Consider the following 4,189-nt stretch of genomic DNA (forward strand, 5'->3'; position numbering starts at 1 on the left):
GCATTGATCAGGAAATGTTCGTCCGGCCCCGGCACCCGCGCGGAAAAATGCGTGTAGATGTGGTCGGTCCACTTGAACAGGGCCGCCAGCCGATAGGCCGCAGCCAGTTTTACACGCACTTCCCATTCTTCGGGACTGACCCGTTGGCGAACATTTTTCGAGACGCTGGATAACGGACTGACGCTACTCATGGCAAAACTTCCTGGATGGCCTTAAGGATCTCCAGCCAGCCTATGGGAAGGCAAAAAATAATAAAAAGCACATTTTAATCTAAGCTAATTATTATTTTTTTTTATTATATTCCTGCCCGAGCATCACGCTGCACGCTTGATCTTCTGCAGCGATCCGGCGACCAGTTTGCCAAAGGCATCGACCGGCCCTTGCAGATTGCCCAGGAAATGCGGATAGATCAGCCACAGGTCCATCACCGGCTTGAAGTCCTTGAGCGGCATCACCGCCAACTGTTCGAAATGCGTGCTGCGTTCCAGCAACGGACGCGGCACCAACCCCAGCCCCATGCCGTCGGCGACCAGGCCCAGTTGCAGTTCGGTGCCGAAGGTTTCCAGATTGACACTCAGGGCCAGCCCCTGGTCCGACAAGGTTCGTTGCAGACCGGCACGGAAACCGCAGCCATCGGGATTGAGAATCCAGCCATTCTGGTAAACGTCGGCGAGCTTGCACGGACGCTTGGGCAATTGGGACTTGGCGCACACCACCACCAGTTCCATCTTGCCAATCGACTCGCCGACAATGTTGTCCGGGAAAATCTTGCCGGCCGGGAACAGCGCCGCCGCTGCGTCCAGTTCACCTCGCTCGATCTTTGCAACCAATTGACTACCCCAGCCCGTGGCCACCTGAGCGCGCAGCTCGGGGTATTCGATGCGCAGATGCTTGAGCGCATCGAGCAGCACCACATCGCCAATGGTTTGCGGAACGCCCAGGCGTAACAACCCGGTGGGCGGTGCGTCGGTGGCCACCAGCTCGCGCAGCGCATCCATTTCCCGCAGGATCAAACGGCACTGTTCATACACCCGCGTACCGATCAGCGTGGGCTTGAGCGGTTTGGTGTTGCGATCGAACAACTCCACACCCAACGCCTGCTCGAAGTTCTGCACGCGCCGCGTGATGGCCGGTTGAGTCAGTTGCAGCGACTCGGCGGCATGGCTGATGGACTGGCAACGAATCACTTCGACAAAGGCGTCGATATCATCAATTTTCATTTGGCCCGCACATAGAGAACAGTCAATAAGATGTCTGAAAAGCATAGTTCCATTGTCGAAAGAAGGATAGCCCGCCCCCACGCCGGGCGATCGATCAATAGCGTATGGCGCTATGCGAAAGGGTTATAAATTCCTTTCAGCTATAACCTAATCATTAAACAATCGCATATTGATATAAAACATTATGCTTAAATCAAAGGGTCAACTTTCACAACGAACGATGGAATCGCCATGACCCAGGCCCGACACCCGGAGAGACTCAGAGCATTCATAGGCGCCTTGGCGGAATTGATCGACAGTAACCCTCGCGAGGGTGATCTGTTGCATCGTGGCGGCAAACTACTCGGTCAATTGGTCAGTCATGATGACTGGCTGCCGGAAGATTTCGCCCGACCAGACCCCGAGCGCTATCAACAATACCTGCTGCATGTCGATTCACGGCAGCGGTTCAGTATCGTCAGTTTTGTCTGGGGGCCGGGGCAAAGCACACCGATCCATGACCATCGGGTCTGGGGGCTGATTGGCATGTTGCGCGGCGCGGAGTATTCGCAAGGTTTCCAGCGCAACAGCGACGGTGCCTTGATCACCGACGGTAGCCGCGTGCAACTGCGGCCGGGCCAGGTTGAAGCGGTGTCGCCAAAAATCGGGGACATTCACCAGGTCAGCAACGCCTTTGATGATCAGGTCTCGATCAGCATCCATGTCTACGGTGCCAACATCGGGGCCGTGCCCCGCGCGGTGTACCAGGCCGACGGCAGCGAGAAGCTGTTCATCTCCGGTTATTCCAACGCCTTTCTCCCCAATATCTGGGATCTGTCCAAAGAGAGCCAAGCCCTATGAGCACTGCACTCACCCGCTCCTACGCTGAAATACGCCAGGCCCTGCTGAACCGAGAAGAACTGGCGCTGGTGGATGTGCGCGAAGAAGCGCCCTTCGCCGAATCACACCCGCTGTTCGCGGCCAACATTCCATTGTCGAAACTTGAGCTTGAGGTGTACTCGCGAATTCCAAGGCGCGATACCCAGGTGACCGTCTACGACAATGGTGAAGGGCTGGCGAGCATCGCCGCTCAGCGTCTGCAAGACTTGGGCTACATCAACGTCAGCCTGCTCGAAGGTGGGCTGGACGGTTGGCGCCGCGCCGGTGGCGAGTTGTTCATCGACGTCAATGTGCCGAGCAAAGCCTTCGGCGAACTGGTGGAAAGCCAGCGGCACACGCCCTCCCTGGCGGCGGAAGAAGTCCAGGCACTGCTCGACAGCGAGGCCGACGTGGTGGTGCTCGATGCCCGGCGTTTCGATGAATACCAGACCATGAGCATTCCGACCGGTATCAGCGTACCAGGGGCCGAGCTGGTGCTGCGCGCCCGGGAACTGGCACCGGACCCGGCCACGCGCATCATCGTTAACTGCGCCGGCCGCACCCGCAGCATTATCGGCACTCAATCATTGATCAACTCCGGCATCGCCAACCCGGTTTCGGCCTTGCGCAACGGCACCATCGGCTGGACCCTGGCTGGACAGAAACTGCAGCACGGTCAGTCGCGCCAATTCGCGCCGACCAGCGAAGAGCATCGGCAAATTGCTGCCCGCGATGCCCGTCGCGTCGCCGACAAAGCCCGGGTAGGCCGCGCCACCCTGGCAGACTTGCAACGCTGGCAACAGGAGCCGACCCGCAGCACCTACCTGTTCGACGTGCGCCCCCCGGAAGAATTCGAAGCCGGTCACCTGCCCGCCGCCCGCTCGACACCCGGCGGCCAGTTGGTACAGGAAACCGACCACTTCGCCAGCGTACGCGGTGCGCGCCTGGTGCTGGTCGATGACGATGGCGTGCGCGCCAACATGTCGGCTTCGTGGCTTGCACAACTGGGTTGGCAAGTGCATGTGCTCGATGACGTGCAACCTGCGCACTTCAGCGAAAAAGGAGCATGGCAGGCGCCCGTTCCCGCGCCACCACAGGCCGAGGAAATCAGCCCCGAGACCCTGACCGAATGGCTGACCCATGGCGACATTGTCTTACTGGATTTCACTAGCAGCGCCAACTACGTCAAACGCCATATCCCCGGTGCGTGGTGGGCCTTGCGCGGGCAACTGCGCGAAGCGTTGGCCAAGGTGCCGCCAGCAGAACGCTACGTGCTGACCTGCGGCAGCAGTCAGCTGGCTCGCCTGGCGGTGGCTGAGGTCGAGGCATTGACGGGCAAAGCGGTGTTTCTGCTCAAAGGTGGCACGGCCAGCTGGATCGCCGCGCAACTGCCCCTGGAGGAAGGCGAAACCCGCCTGGCCTCACCGCGTATCGACCGCTATCGCCGTCCTTATGAAGGCACCGACAACCCGCGCGAAGCGATGCAGGCCTACCTGGACTGGGAGTTCGGACTGGTAGACCAGTTGGCCCGGGACGGCACCCATGGATTTTTCGTGATCTGAAGCGCCCCTCGCTTCCTGTGTCCTGTGCAAGGCACAGGAAGCTCTCCTGCTCTACACCTTCCCTTCTTTATTCAAGGCTCGCCTGCGGAATCACGGCCGCATAAAGTATGCATCTCGCATATTATATCTAAACATAATCAYTTATTTTTATAATTAACATATAACCAAAAAGAATTTCACACCATTTTTTTATAGGAATAGTGTTAACACCAGACCGACCCCTTCTCCAGGCGGAGGTACCCAATTTAGCAAGATCCACCTGGAGTACGCCGCATGAGCCTTACCCTGCCCTTCAAACGATTGTTGATCGCCGGCGCCCTCACCTTCTGTGCGACCACCCACGCCGCCGACCTTCAGCCATTGCTGGTGGCCAATCAGAAATCCACGGTCAAAGTGCTGCTGGAAGTCTCCGGCGAGCTGAAGAACGTGCCCTACGACATCCAGTTCTCCGAGTTTCCAGCCGCCGCGCCCCTCGGTGAAGCATTGAACGCCGGGGCCGTGGACATCGGTGCCTTGGGCGATGCGCCCTACGTGTTCGCTCTCGGAGCC

4 protein-coding genes and 1 pseudogene are annotated in these 4,189 nt (G+C 58.6%); 3 read left to right on the plus strand and 2 right to left on the minus strand.

The features are described 5' to 3' along the window. Window positions 1-191: class II aldolase/adducin family protein (locus AC1DVH_RS26985; RefSeq protein WP_477756363.1), on the minus strand; the 191-nt coding region annotated here is incomplete at its 3' end. Between the two features lie 123 nt (window positions 192-314). Continuing rightward, entirely contained in the window at window positions 315-1,220 is a 906-nt protein-coding gene (locus AC1DVH_RS26990) for a LysR family transcriptional regulator (RefSeq protein WP_477756364.1), read from the minus strand. Between the two features lie 231 nt (window positions 1,221-1,451). Here AC1DVH_RS26990 and AC1DVH_RS26995 point away from each other — a divergent pair, with 231 nt between their 5' ends. The 3 genes and pseudogenes from AC1DVH_RS26995 to AC1DVH_RS27005 form a co-directional block, all read left to right on the plus strand. Next, window positions 1,452-2,060: a cysteine dioxygenase family protein gene (locus AC1DVH_RS26995; RefSeq protein WP_477756365.1), complete on the plus strand. Its 609-nt coding sequence runs from the start codon at window positions 1,452-1,454 to the stop codon at window positions 2,058-2,060. Further along, the gene (locus AC1DVH_RS27000; RefSeq protein ID WP_477756366.1) at window positions 2,057-3,640 is read left to right on the plus strand and encodes a rhodanese-related sulfurtransferase; all 1,584 of its coding nucleotides are present in this window, start codon (window positions 2,057-2,059) and stop codon (window positions 3,638-3,640) included. Before AC1DVH_RS26995 ends, AC1DVH_RS27000 begins: the two co-directional genes overlap by 4 nt. Before the next feature lie 273 nt (window positions 3,641-3,913). Then, a pseudogene (locus tag AC1DVH_RS27005) lies at window positions 3,914-4,189 on the plus strand (aliphatic sulfonates ABC transporter substrate-binding protein); the annotation flags it as partial.

It is taken from the genome of Pseudomonas sp. P4_C3 (assembly GCF_056402075.1).

Coding starts and splice junctions, on each gene's coding strand:
- AC1DVH_RS26990 (WP_477756364.1), bottom strand. CDS start 1,220: ATGAAAATTGATGATATCGACGCCTTTGTCGAAGTGATTCGTTGCCAG.
- AC1DVH_RS26995 (WP_477756365.1), top strand. CDS start 1,452: ATGACCCAGGCCCGACACCCGGAGAGACTCAGAGCATTCATAGGCGCC.
- AC1DVH_RS27000 (WP_477756366.1), top strand. CDS start 2,057: ATGAGCACTGCACTCACCCGCTCCTACGCTGAAATACGCCAGGCCCTG.